General features: G+C 72.7%; 16 protein-coding genes. 7 read left to right on the top strand and 9 right to left on the bottom strand.

What is annotated here, in order from left to right; genetic code table 11:
* The first annotated feature begins 109 nt into the window (after positions 1 to 109).
* The 4 genes from AB0I91_RS39255 to AB0I91_RS39240 are packed head-to-tail and all read left to right on the top strand — an operon-like array spanning position 110 to position 3,861.
* The gene (locus AB0I91_RS39255; RefSeq protein ID WP_499641400.1) at positions 110 to 1,036 is read left to right on the top strand and encodes a carbohydrate ABC transporter permease; all 927 of its coding nucleotides are present in this window, start codon (positions 110 to 112) and stop codon (positions 1,034 to 1,036) included.
* Positions 1,036 to 1,944, top strand: coding sequence for a carbohydrate ABC transporter permease (locus tag AB0I91_RS39250; protein ID WP_498779718.1), 909 nt, complete (start codon positions 1,036 to 1,038; stop codon positions 1,942 to 1,944). Before AB0I91_RS39255 ends, AB0I91_RS39250 begins: the two co-directional genes overlap by 1 nt.
* Positions 1,945 to 1,949: 5 nt before the next feature.
* Positions 1,950 to 2,636: a hypothetical protein gene (locus AB0I91_RS39245; RefSeq protein WP_499641398.1), complete on the top strand. Its 687-nt coding sequence runs from the start codon at positions 1,950 to 1,952 to the stop codon at positions 2,634 to 2,636.
* Positions 2,637 to 2,676: 40 nt separating this feature from the next.
* Positions 2,677 to 3,861 carry a glycoside hydrolase family 88 protein gene (locus tag AB0I91_RS39240; protein WP_499641395.1) on the top strand — a complete coding sequence of 395 codons (1,185 nt, stop codon included), beginning with the start codon at positions 2,677 to 2,679 and terminating at the stop codon, positions 3,859 to 3,861.
* A gap of 42 nt (positions 3,862 to 3,903) precedes the next feature.
* Here AB0I91_RS39240 and AB0I91_RS39235 read toward each other — a convergent pair whose 3' ends face one another.
* A complete protein-coding gene (locus AB0I91_RS39235; RefSeq protein WP_499618102.1) occupies positions 3,904 to 5,355 on the bottom strand; it encodes a glycoside hydrolase family 43 protein in 1,452 nt (483 codons plus the stop codon).
* A gap of 699 nt (positions 5,356 to 6,054) precedes the next feature.
* On the opposite strand from AB0I91_RS39235, the gene helR reads away from it, so the two are divergent.
* Both helR and AB0I91_RS39225 read left to right on the top strand, forming a co-directional pair.
* Positions 6,055 to 8,256 (top strand): RNA polymerase recycling motor ATPase HelR, encoded by a 2,202-nt coding sequence (gene helR / locus AB0I91_RS39230; RefSeq protein WP_499641393.1) that lies wholly within the window; start codon positions 6,055 to 6,057, stop codon positions 8,254 to 8,256.
* Between the two features lie 171 nt (positions 8,257 to 8,427).
* A complete protein-coding gene (locus tag AB0I91_RS39225; protein ID WP_498779708.1) occupies positions 8,428 to 8,871 on the top strand; it encodes a hypothetical protein in 444 nt (147 codons plus the stop codon).
* Positions 8,872 to 8,874: 3 nt separating this feature from the next.
* Here AB0I91_RS39225 and AB0I91_RS39220 read toward each other — a convergent pair whose 3' ends face one another.
* The 6 genes from AB0I91_RS39220 to AB0I91_RS39195 are packed head-to-tail and all read right to left on the bottom strand — an operon-like array spanning position 8,875 to position 17,227.
* A complete protein-coding gene (locus AB0I91_RS39220) occupies positions 8,875 to 10,161 on the bottom strand; it encodes a cation:proton antiporter (RefSeq protein ID WP_498779706.1) in 1,287 nt (428 codons plus the stop codon).
* Complete coding sequence (locus AB0I91_RS39215; RefSeq protein ID WP_498779704.1) at positions 10,158 to 11,543, bottom strand: cytochrome P450; 1,386 nt, start codon at positions 11,541 to 11,543, stop codon at positions 10,158 to 10,160. Before AB0I91_RS39215 ends, AB0I91_RS39220 begins: the two co-directional genes overlap by 4 nt.
* The gene (locus AB0I91_RS39210; RefSeq protein ID WP_499618107.1) at positions 11,540 to 12,631 is read right to left on the bottom strand and encodes an alpha-hydroxy acid oxidase; all 1,092 of its coding nucleotides are present in this window, start codon (positions 12,629 to 12,631) and stop codon (positions 11,540 to 11,542) included. The genes AB0I91_RS39215 and AB0I91_RS39210 overlap by 4 nt, the downstream gene beginning before the upstream one ends.
* Positions 12,628 to 14,211, bottom strand: a complete 1,584-nt coding sequence (locus AB0I91_RS39205; protein ID WP_498779701.1) for an NAD(P)-binding domain-containing protein — start codon at positions 14,209 to 14,211, stop codon at positions 12,628 to 12,630. The genes AB0I91_RS39210 and AB0I91_RS39205 overlap by 4 nt, the downstream gene beginning before the upstream one ends.
* A 9-nt stretch (positions 14,212 to 14,220) precedes the next feature.
* The gene (locus AB0I91_RS39200; protein ID WP_499618109.1) at positions 14,221 to 15,690 is read right to left on the bottom strand and encodes a class I adenylate-forming enzyme family protein; all 1,470 of its coding nucleotides are present in this window, start codon (positions 15,688 to 15,690) and stop codon (positions 14,221 to 14,223) included.
* Positions 15,677 to 17,227 carry an NAD(P)-binding domain-containing protein gene (locus AB0I91_RS39195; RefSeq protein ID WP_499641391.1) on the bottom strand — a complete coding sequence of 517 codons (1,551 nt, stop codon included), beginning with the start codon at positions 17,225 to 17,227 and terminating at the stop codon, positions 15,677 to 15,679. Before AB0I91_RS39195 ends, AB0I91_RS39200 begins: the two co-directional genes overlap by 14 nt.
* A 63-nt stretch (positions 17,228 to 17,290) precedes the next feature.
* Here AB0I91_RS39195 and AB0I91_RS39190 point away from each other — a divergent pair, with 63 nt between their 5' ends.
* Positions 17,291 to 18,787, top strand: a complete 1,497-nt coding sequence (locus AB0I91_RS39190; protein ID WP_498779695.1) for an aromatic amino acid ammonia-lyase — start codon at positions 17,291 to 17,293, stop codon at positions 18,785 to 18,787.
* Here the strand turns inward: AB0I91_RS39190 and AB0I91_RS39185 are convergent.
* Positions 18,768 to 20,048 carry a sensor histidine kinase gene (locus AB0I91_RS39185; RefSeq protein ID WP_498779694.1) on the bottom strand — a complete coding sequence of 427 codons (1,281 nt, stop codon included), beginning with the start codon at positions 20,046 to 20,048 and terminating at the stop codon, positions 18,768 to 18,770. The genes AB0I91_RS39190 and AB0I91_RS39185 overlap by 20 nt on opposite strands.
* Positions 20,045 to 20,692, bottom strand: coding sequence for a response regulator transcription factor (locus AB0I91_RS39180; protein ID WP_499641402.1), 648 nt, complete (start codon positions 20,690 to 20,692; stop codon positions 20,045 to 20,047). The genes AB0I91_RS39185 and AB0I91_RS39180 overlap by 4 nt, the downstream gene beginning before the upstream one ends.
* Between the last annotated feature and the right edge of the window lie 68 nt (positions 20,693 to 20,760).

The following is a 20,760-nucleotide window of genomic DNA, read 5'->3' as shown; positions in this document are numbered from 1 at the left end:
GCGGCCCCTGTGTGCCCCCGCTGCTGTGTGCGGCCGGGCGGGGGCGGCTCGGGCTCCGCGCGCGCGGCGCCGCCCCAGCACCCCACCTACGCAGGAGCACAGAGAGCCGATGAGCACCACGACGGTCGGCGGTCCGCGCAGCACCGGCGCGGACCGGACGAAGCGGTGGTACCGGGCGCGCCGGTCGTTGCAGGGCGCGTCGTTCGTCCTGCCGAACTTCCTCGGCTTCGGCCTGCTCACCCTGGGCCCGGTCGTCGCGCTGTTCTACATCTCGTTCACCAACTGGAACGTCTTCGGCAAGGCCAAGTGGATCGGGCTGGACAACTTCACCCGCCTGATCGGTGACGCGAGCTTCCACCGGGCGCTGCTCAACACGCTGTACTACTCCGCGTTCCACATCCCGCTCACGCTCGCGCTGTCGCTGGGCCTGGCCCTGCTGCTCAACCGGAAGCTGCGCGGCGTCGCCTTCTTCCGCACCGCCGCCTTCTTCCCCTACGTCACCTCGATCGTGGCCATCGCCATCGCGTGGAACCTGCTGTTCAGCCGCGACGCCGGCCCGATCAACCAGATCCTCGGCCTGTTCGGGGTGGACGACCCGCCCGGCTGGACCGCCTCGTCGACCTGGGCGATGCCCGCCGTGATCATCGTCGGGGTCTGGCGCGAGATGGGCTACTACATGCTGCTCTTCCTGGCCGGGTTGCAGACCGTGCCACCCGAGCTGCACGAAGCCGCCCGGATCGACGGCGCCAACGCCTGGCAGCGCTTCCGCAACGTCACGCTGCCGTGCCTGCGCCCCACGACGTTCTTCGTCACGGTGATGCTCACCATCGGCAGCTTCAAGGTCTTCGACCTGATCCTCGTGATGACCAACGGCGGCCCGGGCCAGTCGACCCTGGTGCTGTCGCAGTACATCTACCAGAAGGGCCTGGTGGAGAACCGGTTCGGCTACGCCTCCGCGATCTCCGTCGTGCTGTTCGCGCTCTGCATGCTGGTCACGGTCGTGCAGTTCGCCGTCAACCGGAGGAGGAACGCCTGATGGCCGCGCCGCGCACACTGCCCGACCTCGCCGCGCCGGGGACGGTCGGCACGGGGCCCGTCGCGCCGCCCGAACGCGGCGGCAGGCGGTTCCCCGCGCCGGGCAGGCTCCTGGGGTACGCCGTCCTCGTGGTGGCGGCGGCCGGGCTGCTGCTGCCGTTCTTCTGGATGGTCTCCTCGTCGTTGAAGACCGCCAACGGTGTCTTCTCCATCCCCGTGACCTGGTTCCCGGAGTCGCCGCAGTGGGCGAACTACGTCGAGATCTGGCGGATCTCGGACATGCTGGTGTGGCTGAAGAACACCGTCTTCCTCTCGGTGGTCGTCACCCTGCTCCAGCTGTTCACCGGCAGCTTCGCCGCCTACGGGTTCGCCAAGGCCCGCTTCCCGGGGCGCAACCTGCTGTTCCTGCTCTACATCGGCACGATCGCGGTGCCGTGGCAGGCGTACATGATCCCGCAGTTCATCATGATGTCCGAGGTCGGCCTGACGAACACGCCGTGGGCCGTCATCGCGTTGCAGGCGTTCAGCGCCTTCGGCGTGTTCCTGATGCGGCAGTACTACCTGACCATCCCCGACGAGCTGTGCGAGGCCGCCCGCGTCGACGGCCTGAGCGAGTACGGCATCTACTTCCGGATCATGCTGCCGCTGTCCGTGCCCGCCCTCGCCAGCCTGGCCCTGCTCACCTTCGTCACCACCTGGAACGACTACCTCGGCCCGCTGATCTACCTGCGCGACCCGGACCTGTGGACGATCCAGCTGGGACTGAAGTCGTTCGTCAGCGAGTACAACGCCGAGCACGCGTTGATCATGACCGGCTCGGTGCTGTCCGTGCTGCCGATCGCGGTGGTGTTCCTGCTCGGGCAGAAGTACTTCGTCCAGGGTGTCGCGACCAGCGGGCTGAAGGGCTGACGACCGTGTCGCACGAGATCTACAACCGGGTCTTCGCCACCGCCTACGCGCTGCTGGCCACCAGTGTGCTCGTGGTGGGCGCGAGCGCGCCGTTCCTGGCCGTGCTGCTGTTCACCCCCGTGACGGCCAGCTGGCCGGTGCTGGTGCCGACGGCGCCGTTCGTCGGCCCCGCCTTCGCCGCCGCGCACGCCGTGTTCGCCTCCACCGCGCGGGACGAGGGCGCACCGGTCGTGCGGGGTTTCCTGCGCGCCTGGCGCCGGCACGCCCGCCGGTCGGTGCTCGTGACCGGCGCCGCGTCCGCCCTCCTGCTCGTCCTGGCGGTGGACGTCCGCGCGGCGTGGGGCACACCCGTCGGCGCCGTCGCCATCCCCGTCCTGGCCGTGCTCGCGGTGCTCACCGCGGTGACCGCGCTGGTGGCGCTCACCGCCCTGGTGGAACACCCCGACGTGCCGCTGCGGCGCCTGGTGCGGGCCTGCCTGTTCCTGGCGCTGCGCCGCCCGCACTTCACCGCGGTCTCGCTGGTGGCGCTGTGGGTGCTGGCGGCGGCCGTCGCCGCCCTGCCCGTGCCGGCGCTCGCCCTGCTGACCGGTCCGGCGCTGTACGTCGTCTGGGTGGGCAGTCGCGCGACCCTCCGGCCGCTCCGCGTCGTCCCGGGCTCCGAGCCCGACCCGCGTTCTGTCGCGGCGCGCTGACCCGCGCCCGCTGTTCCGTCACCCGTTCTGAGGGAGAACCATGTCCGCGGAAGCAGACCGCGCCGCACCGACCACCGACCACCTGGCCGCGGCCTGGAACGCCGCCCTGGCGACCGTCCGGGGCAACATCGCCGACTTCACCGCCTGGTACCCGGACGACACCACCACCGACGGCGAGTACCGGCCGCGCACGGCCCGCGACGGCCAACCCGAGGGGGCCAACGTCGGGTGGACCACCGGCTTCTGGCCGGGGATGCTGTGGCTGGCCTGGGAGGCCACCGGCGACGACGACGTGCGGCGGGCCGCGGGGCTCCAGGTCGACAGCTTCTCCGACCGGGTCCGGCGCGGGATCGACCTGGACACCCACGACCTCGGGTTCCTCTACACGCTGTCGTGCGTGGCGCCGTACCGGCTGCTGGGGGACGTGCGGGCGCGGGACAGCGCGTTGAAGGCCGCGAACCACCTGATGGACCGGTTCCTGGAACCGGCGGGCATCCTCCAGGCCTGGGGCGACCTGGAGAACCCGTTGCAGCGCGGTCGCACGATCATCGACAGCCTGATGAACGTGCCGCTGCTGTACTGGGCCGCCGAGACGACCGGCACGCCGTCGTTCCTCGAAGCCGCCCTGCGCCACACCGAGCAGCTGCGGCAGCACGTCATCCGCCCGGACGGCACCACGTTCCACACCTATTACTGGGACCCCGAGACCGGCGAACCGCTGCGCGGCGGCACCGAGCAGGGCCACCAGGACGGTTCGTGCTGGGCACGCGGGCAGGCGTGGGGGATCTACGGGTTCGCCCTCGGCTACCGGCACGCGCGGCGGGAGTCGTTCCTCGACGCGGCCAGGCGCTGCGCCGACTACTTCCTCACCCGCCTGCCCGCGGACCGCATCGCCTACTGGGACCTGGTGTTCGACGACGGCAGCGGGCAGGAGCGCGACTCCTCGGCCGCCGCCATCGCGGTGTGCGGCCTGTACGAGCTCGCGGACCACCTGGACGACCGGGACGCCGCCCTGCGCTACCGCGCCGAGGCCGACGCCATCCTGGACAGCCTGGCCACCGCGTACTCGACCGCGCACGACCCCGGCGCCACCGCGCTGCTCCTGCACGGCGTCTACGACAAGCCCAAGAACGTCGGGGTGGACGAGGGGAGCCTCTGGGGCGACTACTTCTACCTGGAAGCCCTGAGCAGGCGGCTGCGGCCCGACTGGCGCAGCTACTGGTGACGGTGACGGGGGTGGGCGGGTCGACCGCCCACCCCCGCGTCGTCAGGTGGTCAGCCGGAACGTGGCGTCCGCGCGGCCCGTCGCGTCGGTGATCGGGTCGAGCCGGAGCTGGTAGGCGTAGTGCCGCAGGTAGCGGTCCGGGTGGTTGTAGGACTGGAACGACGACCAGGACGACGAGGCGAGCCCGGCCACCTGGCGGAAGGTGGCGTCGGCCTTGAACGTCGCGCTGCCGTCGTCCGCGGCGAGGACGAAGTCGTAGTTGACGTGCCGCAGGTAGTAGCCGGGGTAGTTGACCGACTGGAACGACACCGTCCCGGAGCCCGCCAGACCGGGCATCACCCGGAACTGGGCGTCCTGGGCGGGGCTGACGTTCGGGTCGATGCGCACGTCGTAGTCGGCGTGGCGCACGTACCGGTCCTGGAAGTTGTAGGACTGGATGCGGTTGACCGGGGTGCTCGTGCCCCACTTGGCCAGGACGCGGCTCTCCTCGGCGGCGGTGAGGTTGAGGATCGAGCCGTGCCGCTTGCGCGTGGCGCCCAGGTTGTAGTCCGTGCGGGTGGTGAAGTTGCGGGTGCTGCCCAGGTTGGTCGACGTGATCGGCATGTACCCGCGGCCGGTGGCGTACTGGTCCAGCCACAGCGCCCACTCGTTGCGGCCGTTGAACTGCATCCACATCGGACCCTCGACGACGTTGCCGCCGCCGGTGCCGTTGGAGATGCCCATGTGCGAGAGGTTGCCGATGGTGGTCCAGGAGCCGAGGATCGAGTTGCTGCCCTCGACGGTGATGTGGCCGTCGGCGGAGGCCCGGTAGTAGCGGTAGCCGCCGACGCTGCCGGGAGACTCGACGATCTGGGTGTCGATGATGCCCTGGCCCGCGCCGCGGTCGATGTAGAGCACCGGGGAGGTGATGGTCCGGAAGTCCTTGGTGCGGACGTAGTAGATGCGGTGCTTGGTGACGCCGTTGAGCGCCGCGTTCGTCGCCCAGTAGACGACGTAGTCGCCGGAGGCGGGGTCGTAGATGGCCTCGGGCGCCCAGGCGTTGCCCGCGCCGGAGATGCCGGAGGCGACGTTCAGCAGCCGTGGCGCGGACCAGGTGACCAGGTCGGTCGACTCCCACACGACCAGGGACTTGCTGCCCCGGTTGGCGGCGTCGGACCACGACGTGCCGCTCGCGATGCGCAGGTCGGTGGCGACGATCCAGTACCGGTCGCCGGCGGGTGAGCGGACGAGCGCGGGATCGCGCACGCCGCGCGTGCCGACGGTGGACAGCAGCACGGGCGCGCCGTTGTTCAGGTCGGTCCAGCGCAGGCCGTCGCGGCTGTGCGCGAGGTAGATCTGCTCGCCGGTCGCGTGCTCGCCGGTGAAGTGCGCCATCAGGTAGCCGGTGAACGGCTCCAGCGCCTCGGCGCGCCGGTCGGTCGTCACCGACCAGGACGTGAACAGCAGGGCGACGGCGGCGACCAGCGCGCCGATCCTCGTCAGTGTTCGTGGCACGGGTGATCTCCCTTGATCACGGGGTGGTTCACGATCGGAGCGGTGCTGCCTTCGGCGGACTTGGTGAGCGCTAACAACACGTGTCGGGCACCACGGAGTGACTGTGAGCGCCCTCACGCCTCAGCGGCGAGTATGTTCGATGTTCGCGCTAACATCAAGGGCCGGAGGTGGCCTTCGGCGCGCGGGTACGAGGCGCTGGGCGGGCCTGGGGTGTCGTGGGGCGCGAGCGCGGTGCAGGGACGCAGGCGCGCTGCGGGGGTCGAGGGTGCGCTACGGGACGCGAACGCGGTGCGGAAGTCGCGGGCGTTCTGCAGAGACGCCGGCGTGGTGCAGGACGCGAGCGTGGTGCGGGGGCGCGAGTGCGGCGCGGGGACGCGAGCGTGGTGCGGGAGTGAGCCGACTCGGCCGCGCGAACCCCTGCCGTGGCGGGTATCGGGCCGCGGTCCGTTGCTTCGCCGCCAGGCCGGAAACGCGGGCGAGCTGCCGCACGGTTCCGGCGGTCGAGCGGCGGACGAGGCGGCGGTCCGGTGACGGCTCTCGCTCGTGACGTCCCGGTTGACCGGCCCGGACGCGGTGCCCGCACCTGCGCGTTGTGCCAGGGGGCTTGACATGGTCCGGACAATAGAAAGTCGGCGTGCGCTCCGAAGTGGACTGGAGAACCCGCCGAACCTAAGACCACGTTAGCGCTGTGAGGGGCATGTGTCAACTCAGGGGTACGAAGAAGAACTGCGGTCCGAGCGGGGCTACGTGGCCGGGCTCTACCGACGGCTGGACGCCGAGCGCGTGCGCGTGAAGAAGGAGTACGAAGCGGCGCTGCGCGGCACCGGTGGCACGCCCATGGAGCGCGACGTGGAGGTGCGCGCGCTGGCCAAGGAGGCGAAGCGGCTGGACGTGGCGGACAACGGGCTGTGCTTCGGCCGGTTGGACACCCTCACGGGCGAGCGGTCCTACATCGGGCGGATCGGGCTGTTCGACGAGGGCGACGAGTACGAGCCGGTGCTGCTCGACTGGCGCGCGCCGGCGTCGCGCGCGTTCTACGTCGCCACCGCCGCGAACCCGGAGAACATGCGCCGCCGCCGCCAGTTCCACACCCGCGGTCGGCTGGTGGCCGACTTCACCGACGAGGTGCTCGGCCGGCCCGACGGCGACGAGCGGGGTGACGCGGCCCTGCTCGCGGCGGTCAACGCGCCGCGCGGCGAGGGCATGCGCGACATCGTGGCGACGATCCAGTCCGAGCAGGACGAGATCATCCGGCTCGACCACCCCGGCGTGCTGGTGATCGAGGGCGGACCGGGCACCGGCAAGACCGTGGTCGCGCTGCACCGCGTCGCGTACCTGCTCTACACCCAGCGCGAGCGGATGGAGCGGCACGGTGTGCTGGTGGTCGGGCCCAACCCGGCGTTCCTGAACCACATCGGCCGCGTGCTGCCGTCGCTCGGCGAGTCCGACGTGGTGTTCACGACGCCGGGCGGCCTGGTGCCCGGTCTGCACGTCACCGCCGACGACACGCCGGACGCCGCGCGGCTCAAGGGCTCGCTGAAGATCCTGGACGTGCTGAAGGCGGCCGTCGCCGACCGGCAGCGGTTGCCGCAGGAGCCGGTGACGCTCGAACTGGGCGGCGGCCCGGCGCGGATCGACGCCGCCACCGCGGAGTGGGCCAGGGACGAGGCGCGCGCGAGCGGGTTGCCGCACAACGAGGCCCGCGCGGTGTTCAGCGAGATCATCACCTACGTGCTCACCGAACGGGCGATCGCCCGGATCGGCCGCGGTTGGCTGACCCGGGAGAACCGGGACGCGTGGGAACGCCTGCGGTCCGACCTCGTCAAGGAGCTGCACGCGGACGACGGGTTCGTCGCCGTGCTCGACGAGCTCTGGCCGGTCCTGACGCCGTCCTCGCTGCTGGCCTCGCTGTACGCCTCACCGCAACGGCTGCGGGCGGCCGGCGCCGACCAGGCGTTGTGGCGTGCCGACGGCGAGGCCTGGACGGTGTCGGACGTGCCGCTGCTCGACGAGCTGGTCGACCTGCTCGGCCGGGACAAGGCGGCCGACGACACCGCCGAACGGCAGCGGAAGGCCGAGGCCGAGTTCGCCGAGGGCGTGCTCGACGGCCTCCACGGCCGCCAGGACTCGATGGACGACGAGGACCACCTGTACGCCACGGACCTGCTGAACGCCGAGGACCTGGCGGACCGCGTCCTGGAGCGCGACACGCGCGACCTCGTCGAGCGCGCCACCGCCGACCGGGACTGGACCTACCGGCACGTCGTGGTCGACGAGGCGCAGGAACTGTCCGAAATGGACTGGCGGGTGCTGATGCGGCGCTGCCCCGGCCGGTCGTTCACGGTGGTCGGCGATCTCGCGCAACGCCGGTCCGAGGCCGGTGCGACGTCCTGGGAGGCGATGCTGGAGCCGTACGTGCCGGGCCGCTGGGTCTACCGGGCGCTGACGGTGAACTACCGCACGCCGGCGGAGATCATGGCGGTCGCCGCCGCGCTGCTCGCCGAGTTCGCGCCGTCGGTCCAGCCGCCGGAGTCGGTGCGCGCGTGCGGCGTGCGGCCGTGGTCGAGGCGGGTCGCGGAGGACGAGCTGCCGGCCGCGATCGAGGAGTTCGTCCGCGACGAGGCCGGCCGCGAGGGCACCAGCGTGGTGATCGGGCCGGTCGGCCTGGCGGGCACGGTGCCCGCGTCGGAGACGAAGGGCTTGGAGTACGACGCCGTCCTGGTCGTCGAGCCGGAGCGGATCCTCGCCGAGGGCCCGCGTGGCGCGGCCGAGCTGTACGTCGCGCTCACCCGTGCCACCCAGCGCCTGGGCGTCCTGCACCGGGACCCGTTGCCGCGGGCCCTGAGCGGTCTCGCGGAGATCGGGACGCCGGTCGGCGCCGGAGGCCGGCGCCCGGCGTAGCGGTTCGCGCGCGGCCGGTCCCGCTCCGGGGCCGGCCGCCTCGTCACCGGTCGGCCCACGATCGCGGCACGTCGCTTCCCGACCGGGTGGTCCGGTCCGGATCGGCCCGCTCGGCGCGGACCGTGCGGTACAACCGGTGCAGGGCCGACCGGGACGGCGCGGGGAGGAAGGGTGGGCACGAGACGGGTGCTGCTGACCGGGTGCGCGCTGCTGATCCTCGTGCAGGTGGGTGCCGGGTTGTGGGCGGCGGTGTTCCCGGAGGCGTTCTTCGCCGGGTACCCGACGCCCGGGGTCGGCTGGGTGGCGCTGTTCCCGCCGTACAACGAACACCTCGTGCGGGACTACGGACTGGCGCTGCTGCAGCTGGCGCCCTTGGCGCTGGTCTGCCTGAAGCTGCCGGAACCGGCGTTCGTCGCCGCGCTGCTGATCGGGGTGCTGCTGTTCCACCTGCCCCACGGGATCTACCACGAGCTGCACGTCGCCCGCACCGACGACCTGGTGCTGCAGCGGTTGTCGCTGTGGACGCCCGTCGTCCTCGCCGCCGCCCTGCTGTACCCGACCTGGAGGCTGGCGAAGAGCCGCCGTCCGCAGACGGCGGCTCCCACCACGGGGTGAGCCTCAGTTGTTCGGCGCGGGCACCGCCGGCGGCAGGAAGTCGGTCGCGCCGCGCTCCAGGCTCTCGGGCAGGGACGCCCGGTAGATCGGCATCGCGGCCGCCGTGGTCACGATCGCGACCGCGACGAGGATCGCGAACAGCTCCGGGGTCACCATGTCGTGCGCGAGGCCGATGTTGATGAAGATCAGGATCATCAGCCCCCGGGCGTTCATCAGCCCGCCGACCGCCGACGCGTAGCGCCACGAGAAGCCCTGGGCGCGCACCACCAGCGCGCAGCCGAGGTACTTGCCCGCGAACGCGACCGCCATGATCACCGCGAGCGGCCACCACAGGGCGCCGCCCGCGCCGAAGCCGGACACCTGCGTGTTCAACCCGCTGAACGCGAAGAACACCGGCAGCAGCAGGATGGAGTTCAGGTCCGTGAGCCGCGTCTCCAGCTCCCGCCGCACGATCGCCGACTGCGGCATCGCCAGGCCCGTGATGAACCCGCCGAACACCGAGAACACGCCGATGTAGTCGGTGAACCACCCCGCCACCAGCACGACCAGCAGCACGAGCGCCATCACGTCGCGGCTCATCCGACCCTCGCGCTCCACCCGCGCGCCCAGCCGGGCGAACAGGTTGCGCCCCACCGTGAGCATCAGCAGCGCGAACACCGCCGCGCCCGCCACCGTGCTCACCGCGTCGAACGGGCTGCCGGCCGCCGCGACCGCGATGATCACGGCCAGGATCACCCACGCCGCCGCGTCGTCGATCGCCGCCGCGACCAGGGTGAGGCCGCCGATGGGCGTGTTCGCGATCCCGCGCTCCTGCAGGATCCGCGCCAGCATCGGGAACGCGGTGATCGACAGCGCGCCGCCGACGAAGAGCATGAACTCCCACCGGGTCGTGCCGTCCGGGCTCAGCGAGCCGAAGAACAGCGCCGCCACGGCCGCGCCCAGCGCGAAGGTCGGCACGATGCCCGACACCGCGAGCGCCGACGCCCGCCGCATGTTCCGCCCGGCGGCGAGGCCGTGGTCGAGCGAGGACCCGACCAGGAACATGTAGAACGTCAACCCGATCGTGCTCAGCACGTACAGGGTGTCCTTGACGTCGGTGGGGAAGATCTGGGCCTGCAACCCCGGCGCGACGGCGCCCAGCAGGGCAGGCCCCAGCAGGACGCCGGCGACCATCTCGCCGACCACCCTGGGCTGCTTGACCGCCATGGCGATGCGCCCGCACAGCGTCGTCGCGGCGAGCACGACGGCGAGCGCGGCGAACACCTTCAACGCGAACTGGATCTGGTTCACCGGGTGATCTCCTGGGCAGAGGGCGGCTCGCGCCGCAGCGGACGACCCTGGGTGTCGTGCGTGTCGAAGTAGCGCCCGGCCAACCGCAGCCGGTGGGCGTGCAGGACCATGACCGTGCCGAGGACGAGCTGGACGACGCTGCGCCACACGTCCTCCCACCGGTCGCGCACCCGCAGGAACGCGCCGAGCACGGCGAGCCGGCGTGGCGGCAGCGGCTCGTCGGCCCGGACCAGCAGGCACGGGCCGCGGCTGGGCAACGACCTGGTGTGCCTGACCGTGGAGTGCGGCCGCACGCGGCGCAGCACCTCGCCGGTCGCCCCGCGCAGCGCCAGCGGGGACAGCCGCCACGCCGGGCACGGCCGGTTGGCGGCGACGCCGAACGGGATGTGGTGCGCCGCGCGGACCCGGACCCGCGCCCAGCGGTCCGGGTCGAAGACCTCAGGGCGCGCGTAGCCGGTCGCGTGGTAGTCGGGATAGCTGAAGCACAGCACGGAACCCGCGGGCAGTGTGGTGCGCTCGTCCAGCTCGATGTCACCGGTGGTGACGCGGTGCGCGATGCCGAACAGCGGGTACAGCCGCATGGTCTCGTCCAGGACGTGGGTGAAGTAGCGCTCGTCGTCGGCGAGCCGGGCCGCCACGTGCGGGTGCTGCGCCAGGGCGAGCAGCAGGTGCGCCATCGCCTCGGACATCTGGACCACGCCCGTGTTGAAGAACGTGCCCTGGAGGTAGTGCACCTGCTCGGTGGGCGACAGGCTCGCCGGCAACGGCCGCCGCACGTCGCCCGCCGCGACCCGCCGGGCCAGGTAGCGGGTCAGCCGCGCCCGCCGGGCCGGGTGGCGCAGGCCGGTGCACTTCAACGCCGTCACCACGTCGTCGGCGTGCCCCACGATCAGGTCACGCGCCTCGCGCGGGCACGGCTCGCCGAACACCAGCTCGTAGAAGTACTCCGCCCACACGGGCATCATCAGGTCGCGCAGCCGCACCAGCGTGACCCGCCCGGTGAGCACCTCGTCGAGCACCCGACCGGTGCAGCGGGCCGCCGTCGCCGACAGCACGTCACCCGGCCCGGCCAGCAGCGCGCGCGTCGTGCGGGCCACGTCGTCGTAGCGCGGACCGGCCTCCAGGTGCTCCTGGTGCACCTCGGGGCCGGGGGAGAGCCAGTACCAGAACAGGTCCGACAGCCCGGCGCCGCGGCTGCGGCCGTTCGCGGCGGGGTGGCTGTAGACCTCCTGGAACCGGTCCGGCCCGACGGCGGCGTTCGGGAACATGATCGCGTTGTCCCCGTTGACCTTCTCGAACACCTTGCCGCGCAGGGCGACCACCCGCGCGGGCAGCCAGCGCGGCGCGGTCAGCACCACCGCGGCGGCGAGCAACCCCGTCACCCACACCGGGCGGACACCCCCGTCCCGCGCGCGACGACCAGGTCCCGGGTCAGGTCGGCCAGGTCACGCCCGCCGCACAGCGCGAGCACGTGGTCGAACTCGTCGCGCAGCACGTCGAGCACCCGGGACACTCCGGCCTCGCCGGCCGCGGCCAGACCCCACAGCACGGGCCGGCCGACACCCACCGCCGTCGCGCCCAGCGCGAGCGCCACGGCGACGTCACCGCCGCGCCGGACGCCGCCGTCCAGCACCACCGGCACCCGGCCCGCCACCGCGTCGACCACCGCCGGCAACGCCTCGACCGCGGCCGGCGCGAGGTCGGACTGGCGGCCGCCGTGGTTGGACACCACGATCCCGGCCACCCCGTGCTCGACCGCGAGCACCGCGTCGCGCGGGTGGAGCACGCCCTTGAGCCACAACGGCAACGACGTCCGCTCCCGCAGCCGGTCCAGGTGCGCCCACGACACCGAGGGCGACATCTCGATGTCCCGCACGCCGCCCGGCGGGCCACCGGGCAGGTCGCGCATGTTCTCCGCCGCCAGCCCGACCGGCAGGTCGTGGAAGCCGTGCTCGGCGTCGCGGCGGTGCCGGCCGAACACCGGGGAGTCGGCGGTCACCACCAGCGCCGTGCAGCCGGCCCGTTCCGCCCGCTCCACCAGGCAGTCCGTGACGTCGTCGTCGGGTTGCAGGTAGAGCTGGAACCAGACGGACGCGTCCGCGTCGACCGACCGCGCCGCCGCCACCACCTCGCCGATCGCCACCGTCGAGGCCATGCCGGACACCAGCACCGTCCGCGCCGCCGCCGCGGCCCGCGCGGTCGCCAGCTCGCCGTCCGGGTGCGCGAGCCGGTGGAACGCGGTCGGCGCGATCAGCACCGGCAGGTCGAGGCGACCGCCGGGCAGGTCGACCCCGAGGTCCCTGCTCTCCCTGCCGCGCAACACCCTCGGCAGCAGGGCCAGGCGCCCGAACGCCGCTTCGTTTTCCCCGAGCACGACCTCGTCGCCGACCCCGCCCGCGTAGTAGTCGTAGTGCACGGGATCGAGCACCGCGCGGGCCTTCTCGTGCCACGCCGCGAGCCCGCCGCTCACGGTGAACCCACGGCGGTCCGGTCCAGCCGGGCGTGCAGGAACGCGAGCAGCGGCGCCCGGTGCACCTCCTCGCTGTCCCACTCGTTCTCGAGGTTCTCGGTGAGGTGGTGCTCGTCGAGCAGCGTCCCGCCGCGGAAGTGCCGGACCACCGGGTGCAGGTAGCGGCCGTCGAGCCCGCTGGTGTCCTCCTGGGACACGCGGCCCGCCGTGACGTCGAACGGGTTGACCTGGTCGTGGTCCGCGCCGTACTCCAGCGTCACCGCCAGGTAGGACTCGACGTCGCCGAAGTCGCCGCGGCCGACCGCCTCGTGCAGGTGGGCCAGCGGCACCTCCTCGGCGTAGCGCAGGGCGCCGTCCGGCCCGACCAGGACCGCGTCCGCCATGAACGCGAACAGCTGCCACAACGCCGAGGTGCGGTTCACCCGCTCGACGACCGCGTCGGCCACCGCTTCGGGGGTGGGGGAGAGGTCCCGGCTCGGCCACGCCACGCCGTGGTAGCGGTGCTCCATGATGTGGTGCAGCGCCCGCACGCCGTACCGGAAGCCGTGGATGAACCCGCTCGTCGACTTCTTGAAGTCCCTGGCCTGCGTGATGGTGCCGGCGAAGAACAGGTCGGGCACGTTCACCGACTCCCAGGCGGCGGTCTGGTCCGGGAAGCGGTCGTTGATCGTCAGCCGTGGGCGGCACTCGGGCGCGAAGATCGACGCGTCGAAGCGGAACCCGGTCGCCATGATCACCCGGTCGTAGCGGATCTCCTTCACCCGCTCGGCCACTCGCACGAAGCTGACGCGCACCAGGAACCCGTCGCCGTCGCGGCGGATGTCCAGCACCCGGCCGTCCAGCAGCGCGTTCTGCGACTTGAGCTGGTAGGTGTCGAGGAAGTTGTTGTTGACCGCGCGCAGGTGGCCGACGAAGTGCGTCTGCCACGCCAGCTTCAGCGAGCCGGGCCCGGCCACGTGGATGACCGACGCGGTCTCGATCAGGTTGTCGGCGGTCTCGAACGCGGAGTTGCCGCGACCGACGATCAGCACCTTCTGGCCGGTGAAGTCGGCGGGGTCCACCGACACCTCGTCGTACCGCTCGGCGAGCTCCGCCCCCTCGATCGGCGCCACGTACGACTTGGACACACCGGTGGCGACGATGAGCCGACGTGCCCGGTAGGTGTCGCCGTTGCGGACGCGCACCACGAAGTCGTCCGGCCTCGTCACCTCCACAACCGACGCGCCGTAGCGGATCGGCAGGTCGTGCTCGGCGGCGAAGTCGGCCAGGTAGCGGACCATGTCGTCGGCGTGCGGGAAGTAGCGCGGCGTGTAGCGGGTGAACAGCAGCGACGGGTCGTCGGACAGCAGCGAGTTCCAGTCGGTGCGCAGGTTGAGCTCGGGGTCGTCCCACCCGGTGTTGGGCTTGTTGATCGAGATCAGGGTGCGGTGGCGGGGGAAGCGGGTGAAGAACGCGCCGGGGGCGTCACCGGCCTCCAGCACCAGGTGGTCCCGCCCGGCGCGGGACAGCAGGTAGGAGGCCTGGAGCCCCGCCGGGCCGGCGCCGATCACGAGACACTCCGTCGAAACCTCGCTGGGCACGTCTTCTCCTCACGTCCGGGAGCGGGACAGCAGGCGCTTGTCCGGCTTGCCGCTCGGGGCGAGCGGCGGTTCTTCGATCAGGGTCAGGGCCACCGGCGCGCACGCGGCGCCCAGCCGGTCGGTCACCAGCGCGCGCAGCGCCGCGAGGTCGGGCGTGCGGCCGGCGGTCGGCACGACGAACGCGTGCACCGCCTCGCCGGTGTCCTCGTCCGGCACGGCGACGACGTAGGCCTCGGCGACGTCCGGGTGCTCGGCGACGACCCGCTCGATCGGGCCCGCGTAGTGCAGGTTCGCGTTGACGATCACCACGTCCCTGGTCCGGCCGGTCAGGTGCAGGTGGCCGTCGGCGTCGAAGTGGCCGAGGTCGCGGGTGCGCACCAGGCCGTCGGCGAACACCTCGGCCGACCGCTCCGGGTCCGCCCAGTACGCGTCGGCCTGCGCGGGCGTGCGGACGAACAGCTCACCGTCGACCCCTTGCTGCACGGGTGCGCCGTCCGCGTCACGGACCTCGACGTGCACGGCGGCGGGCGGTATCCCCACCGTGCCGGGCGGGTCGGCCGGGGTGGCCATCGAGATCATGCCCGTCTCGGTCTGGCCGTAGCCCTGGAACACGACCGGCCCGAGCACGTCCAGCGCCTCGCGGTGCCGGTCGGCCGTCAGCGGCGACCCGGACACCATCAGCGCCCGCAACGACGACAGGTCGGCCGGCGCGCGGCGCTGCCCGGCGACGAGCTTCGCCAACCGCGGCACCGTGAACACGCTCGCCGAGGCGCGGTGGCGGGTGATCGCCTCGGGGAACACGGGCCGGTCGGCGACGACCGCCGTGCCGCCGGCGGTGATCGCCACCACCGCGTACTCGAACATCACCTGGCTCGACAGGGACCCGAACACCAGGAACCGGTCCAGCCGGGAGGCCAGTTCGCGGATCGCGGGCGGCCACGCGTCCGGTCGGGCGGCCCACCCGGACGTCATCGCGGCGTAGGTCTGCGCGCACGCCTTGGGCGCGCCCGTGCTGCCGCTGGTGTGGATCAGCCGGGCGACGTCCGCGGGCCGGCCGGCGCACCGGAGCCGACCGTCGGCACGGGTCTCGCGCAACGAGTCGACGGTCAGCACGGGGGCGTCAGATTCGGGCGCGATCGTGTCGTCCGAGTCGGTGATCACCGCGGCGACGTCGAGGCCGAGCAGGTGGCGCACCTGGTCGTCGGGCAGGCCCGGCCGCACGCCCAGCACCCTCGCGCCCACCGCGTGCGCGGCGAGGATCGTGGCGAACGCCTCCGGGTTGACGCCGAGCAGGAGCGCGACGCCGTCACCCGGACCCAGACCTCGCCCGCGCAGACCGGCGGCGATCCGCGCGACCAGGTCGAGCATCTCCGCGCCGCTCACCACGCGCGTGCCGTGTTCGAACACCGGCCGTCCACCGGCGGTCTCGAGCACGTCGAGCACCGCGCGCGGGAACGGCTCGGCCTCACGCGCCGGCAAGGCATTCCTTCACGAACGCGGTCAGCGGCTGCTGGTGCACCGCCGGCAGGTCCCAGTGGTTCTCGAGGTTCTCGGCCAGGTGGTGGGTCGCGGCGAGCGCGCCGTCGCGGTAGTGGCGCACCACCGGGTGCAGGTAGCTCGCGTCGTGCGCGTTGGCGGCGTCGTTCTCCGCCACGCGCGGGACGGTGATGTCGAACGGGTCCACCTTGTCGTGGTCGGGCCCGTACTCCAGCGTCGCGACGAACCGGTGCTCGGCCGGGCCGAGGCCGCCGTCGGCGACGTAGGCCACCGGCACCTCTTCCTGGTACCGCGCGCCGTCGTCGGAGACCGTGACCACGTCGCCGATCACCGCGAACTGCTGCCACAGCGCGGACGACCGGTTCACCCTGGCCACCAGCGCGTCGCTGATCGCCTCCGGCGACGGTTCCAGCGCGGTCGACGGCCACGGGGTGTCGTGGTGGCGGGCGGCGAGGATGCGGTGCAGGGCGCGGACCCCGTACCTGAAGCCGTGGATGAACCCGCTGGTGGACTTCTTGAAGTCCCTGGACTGCGTGATGGTGCCCGCGAAGTACAGGCCCGGCACCGTGGTCGACTCGAACGCGGGCGTCTGCTCGGGGAACCGGTCGTCGATCACCAGCGCCGGACGGCAGCTGTCGTCGAACACCGAGGCGTCGAACCGGAACCCGGTGCACGCCACGATCCGGTCGTACTCCAACTCGCGTAACGACTCCGCGGCTCGGGCGTAGCGGAACCGGACGCGGAAACCGCCGCCGGGCCGCGGCTCGATGAGCTCCACCGCGCCGTCGAGGACCGCGTTCTCCGACTTGAGCTGGTAGGTGTCGAGGAAGTTGTTGTTCACCGCGCGCAGGTGGCCGACGTAGTGCGTCTGCCACGCCAGCCGCACCGCGTGCGGGCCGGCGACGTGGATGACCGCCGCGTGCTCCACCAGGGCGTCCGCGGTCTCGAACCCGGAGTTGCCCTTGCCGATCACCAGCACCCGCTGGTCGGTGAACGACTCCGGGTCGGTGTCGAACGTGTCGTAGCGCTCGGCGTGCTCGATGCCGGGGATCGGCGGCACGTGCAGCTGCGAGACCCCGGTCGCCACCACGACCCGCGCCGCGCGCCACGTCCGCCCACCGCGGTCGAGCACGGTGAAGCCCTCGTCGTCACGGGAGATCCGCACGACCTCGGTGTCGTAGTGGACCCGGATGCCGGTGGCCGCGGCGAAGTCGGCCAGGTAGCGGACCAGGTCGTCGGCGGCGGGGAAGTAGCGGCGGCTGTAGCGGGTGAACAGCAGCTCGGGATCGTCGGTGAGCAGCGAGTTCCAATCCATCCGCAGCCGCTGTTCCGGGTCGGAGTACCCGCTGTGCACCTTGTTGATGGAGATCAGGGTCCGGTGCCGCGGGTAGCGGGTGAAGAAGGTGCCCGGTGCGCTGCCGCGTTCGAGCACGGCGTAATCGCGTCCGTCGCGCTCCAGGAGGGCGGCGAGCTGCACACCGGCCGGTCCCGCCCCGATGATCAGGTAGTCGTGCGCCATGAGCGAGGAAGCTACGCAGTCGATCTCAGAACTCTCTGAGATCGACTGCCTACCGTCGGTGCGGTGACCACGACCGTGACCGACGCACCCGTGGACCTCGCCGCACCGCTGACGAGCGACCACCTCCATCGTGCGGCAGCGCCGTTGCCCGTGCTCGTCAGCCCCGCCGTCCGGGAGCGGGTCGACCGGGGCCGCGAGTACCTGCGCACCGTGCTCGCCGACGACGAACGGCCCGTCTACGGCGCCAAGACCGGGTTCGGCGCCCTGATCGGCTTCGCGGGCCGTGAGGACGAAGCGGACCAGTGCGACAACACCCTGGCACACCTCGGCGCGGGCCAGGGGCCCGACCTGCCGGCCGACATCGCCCGCGCGGCGCTGCTGGTGCGGGCGTGGTCGCTCTCGCAGGGCGTCTCCGGGGTCTCCGCGCACGTCGTGGACGGGCTCGCGGCGATGTTCGCGACCACGTTCGTGCCGGCGATCCCGCGTTACGGCTCGGTCGGCGCGAGCGGCGACCTCATCCCGCTCGCCTACGCGACGCAGGCGTTGCGCGGCCGCGGTCACGCCTACTTCGACGGCGAGCGGATGCCCGCGAGCGAGGCCCTGGGCCTGGCCGGGCTCACCCCGCTCACCCTCGACGGGCGCGACGCGCTGGCGCTCGTCAACGGCACGTCGGTCACCACCGCGGCCGCCGCGCTCGCGCTGGACAGCGTGCGCGCCTCGCACCGCGCGATCCAGGATTTGACGTGCCTGCTCGTGGACGTCCTCGGCGCTGACCCCGGTTTCCTCGACCCACGCCTGATCTCCGCTTACGGGCACCCCGGCGCGGTCACCGTCGCCGACCGCATGCGGGCCGCGCTCGTCGGCACGATCCCGAGCGGCAAGCGGGCCCTCCAGGAGCCTTACAGCATCCGGTGCTCGCCGCAGCTGCTCGGCGCGGCCGAGGACGCGTTGCGCTACGTCGACGGCGTGGTGGCGGCCGACCTGGGCGGTGTCAGCGACAACCCGCTGTTCTTCCCCGGTGACGACCTCGTCGCGCACGGGGGCAACTTCTTCGGCCAGCCGGCCGCGTTCGCCGCCGACGTCCTCGCCATGGTCACCGCGTCGTTGGGCAACCTCGCCGAACGGCAGCTGGACCTGCTGGTCGACCCGGTCCGCAACACCGGCCTGCCGCCGATGCTGGCCGCCGGGCCGGGGCGCCAGCACGGGTTGCAGGGCGTGCAGCTGGCCACGACCGCGTTCATCGCGGAGATCCGCCGCGGCGCCCTGCCGGCGAGCACCCAGAGCCTGCCGACGAACCTGCACAACCAGGACGTCGTGCCGTTCGGCACCCAGGCCGCGCTGCGCTCCTACGACCTCGCCGAGCTGCTCCGGCTGCTGTGCGGCTCGCTCGCGCTCGGCCTGCGGCAGGCGGTGCACGTCGGCGGCCGCCGACCGACCGCACCCCGCTGCGCCGCGCTGCTCGACGCCCTCTGCGACGCGATCGCCCCGGTCGACCCCGACCGACCGCTCGACGCCGACGTGCGGGCCGCCGCCGACCTGGTCACCGCGGGCCGGTACTGATCGTCTTGCCCGGCACGGCGCCGGCACCGGAGGTGGTGCCGGCGGCGGGTAAGCGGAGGGTGAACCGGGCGCCCTCGCCCGGGTGGCCCACGGCCTCCACCGTGCCGCCGTGGCCGGTGACGACCTCGCGCAGCAGCGCCAGCCCCAGCCCGAACCGCCGCTCCGGCCCGTCCGGCCCGCGGTGGAACCGGTCGAACAGCCGGTCCGCCTCGACCGGGTCGAAGCCCTCGCCCGTGTCGGCGACGGTCAGCTCGACCTGCCCGCTCCGGAGCCCGAGCCGCACGTCGATCCGGCCGCCCTCCGGCGTGTGGCGGACGGCGTTCGCCAGCAGCTCGTCCACCGCGCGCCGCAACGCGGTCTCGACACCGATGACGAGCAGCGGGCCGGTGGGGCGTTCGACGGTCAGCGTGATCCGCCGTTCGCCCGCCCGGTCGCCCTCGGTCTCCACCGCGGACTCCGCCACCGCCGCCAGGTCGACCGCCCGGCCGCCGAGGCCCTCGGACCGGCGGCTCAGCCTGGCCGACAGCAGCAGGTCGTCCACCACGTCGCCGAGCCCGCGGATCGAGCTGGCGAGCTTGTCGAGGCCGTCGCGGTGGTCGTCGGGCAGGTCGGCCGCCTTCGCCCAGCGGGCGAGCAGCTGCGCCCGCGTGTACGCCCTCGCGATCGGCGTGCGCAGTTCGTGGCTGGCGTCCGTGACGAACCGCCGTTGCCTGGCCAGCGCCTCCGCCAGCGGCGCGACCGTGCCGCGGCCCACGCACAGCCCCAGCACCGCCGCCGCGACCAGGCCGCCGAGCTCCGCGATCGCCAACGCCACCAGCAGGTGCCGCCGGTCGGCGAGCTGGTAGCGCGTGTCGAAGACCGCCTGCACCGTGCTGCCGTCGGCGCCGCGCTGGGTCAGCGTCAGGTACTCGGTGCCGTTGAGCTCCAGTTCGCGCTCGATGGTCCCGCCGGACGCCGCGACCGCGTCGAGGTCCTCGCGCAGCGGGAAGCCCGGCGGCACCTTCAGCAGGCCGTCGTCGAGCACGCCGTCGTCGAGGATGAACAGCCAGGTGCACCCCGGCGGCGTCGACGGCGCGCCGAACTGGGCGTTGTACCGCAGCTCGCGCGTGACCTGCGCGTCCTGCGCGTGCACCATCACGGCGTAGGCGATACCGCCGACGAACGCCACCAGCACGGTGATCGCCAGCGCGACCAGCACGCTGATCCGCAGACGAGCCCGCCGGATCACCGCGCGTTCCGCCTCGGCCCACGAACGGCTCACAACGCCCCCAAGCGATATCCGAGTCCTTGCACCGTGTGCACCACCGAACGGTCGATCTTGGTCCGCAGGTAGTACACGTAGGTGTCCACAATGGATGTTGCCGAAGCGTCCGGGAACACCACGCGCCGCAACGACGACCGCGTGTGCACGGTGTCCGGATGGGTCGCCAGCACGCGCAGCAGGGTGAACTCCCGGGTGGTGAGCGGCACCCGCCCGCCGTCGGGCAGCACCGCCTCCCGCTGCCCGACGTCGAGGTGCCCGGCGCCGATCCGCAGCACGTCGGCCAGTTCCAGCGCGCGCCGGCACAGCGCCCGCAGCCGCGCGCTCAACTCGTCCAGGTCGAACGGCTTCACCAGGTAGTCGTCCGCGCCCGCGTCCAGGCCGTCGATCCGGTCGTGGACGGTGCCCATCGCGGTGAGGATCAACGCCCGCGTCCGCACCGACCTCGCCCTCAACCGCACCAGGAGGTCGAGCCCGTCGAGGGCGGGCAGGCCGCGGTCGATGACCACCACGTCGTAGGGGCGGGTGAGGCCGAGGTGCAACCCGCGCTGCCCGTCCAGGGCGACGTCCACGGTGTACCCCTCGTCGCGCAACGCGGCGGCGAGCAACTCCACGAGCTCGCGGTCGTCCTCCACCAGCAACAACCGGAAGCCGTCGGCCGGCTGGGATCTGGAGTTGCCCTGCACGCCACCAGAATCCCACTAACGGGTGT

The sequence above is a fragment of the Actinosynnema sp. NPDC049800 genome (assembly GCF_040656635.1).
Taxonomy (GTDB): domain Bacteria; phylum Actinomycetota; class Actinomycetes; order Mycobacteriales; family Pseudonocardiaceae; genus Actinosynnema.
This window is presented reverse-complemented; position numbering and strand designations above follow the sequence as displayed.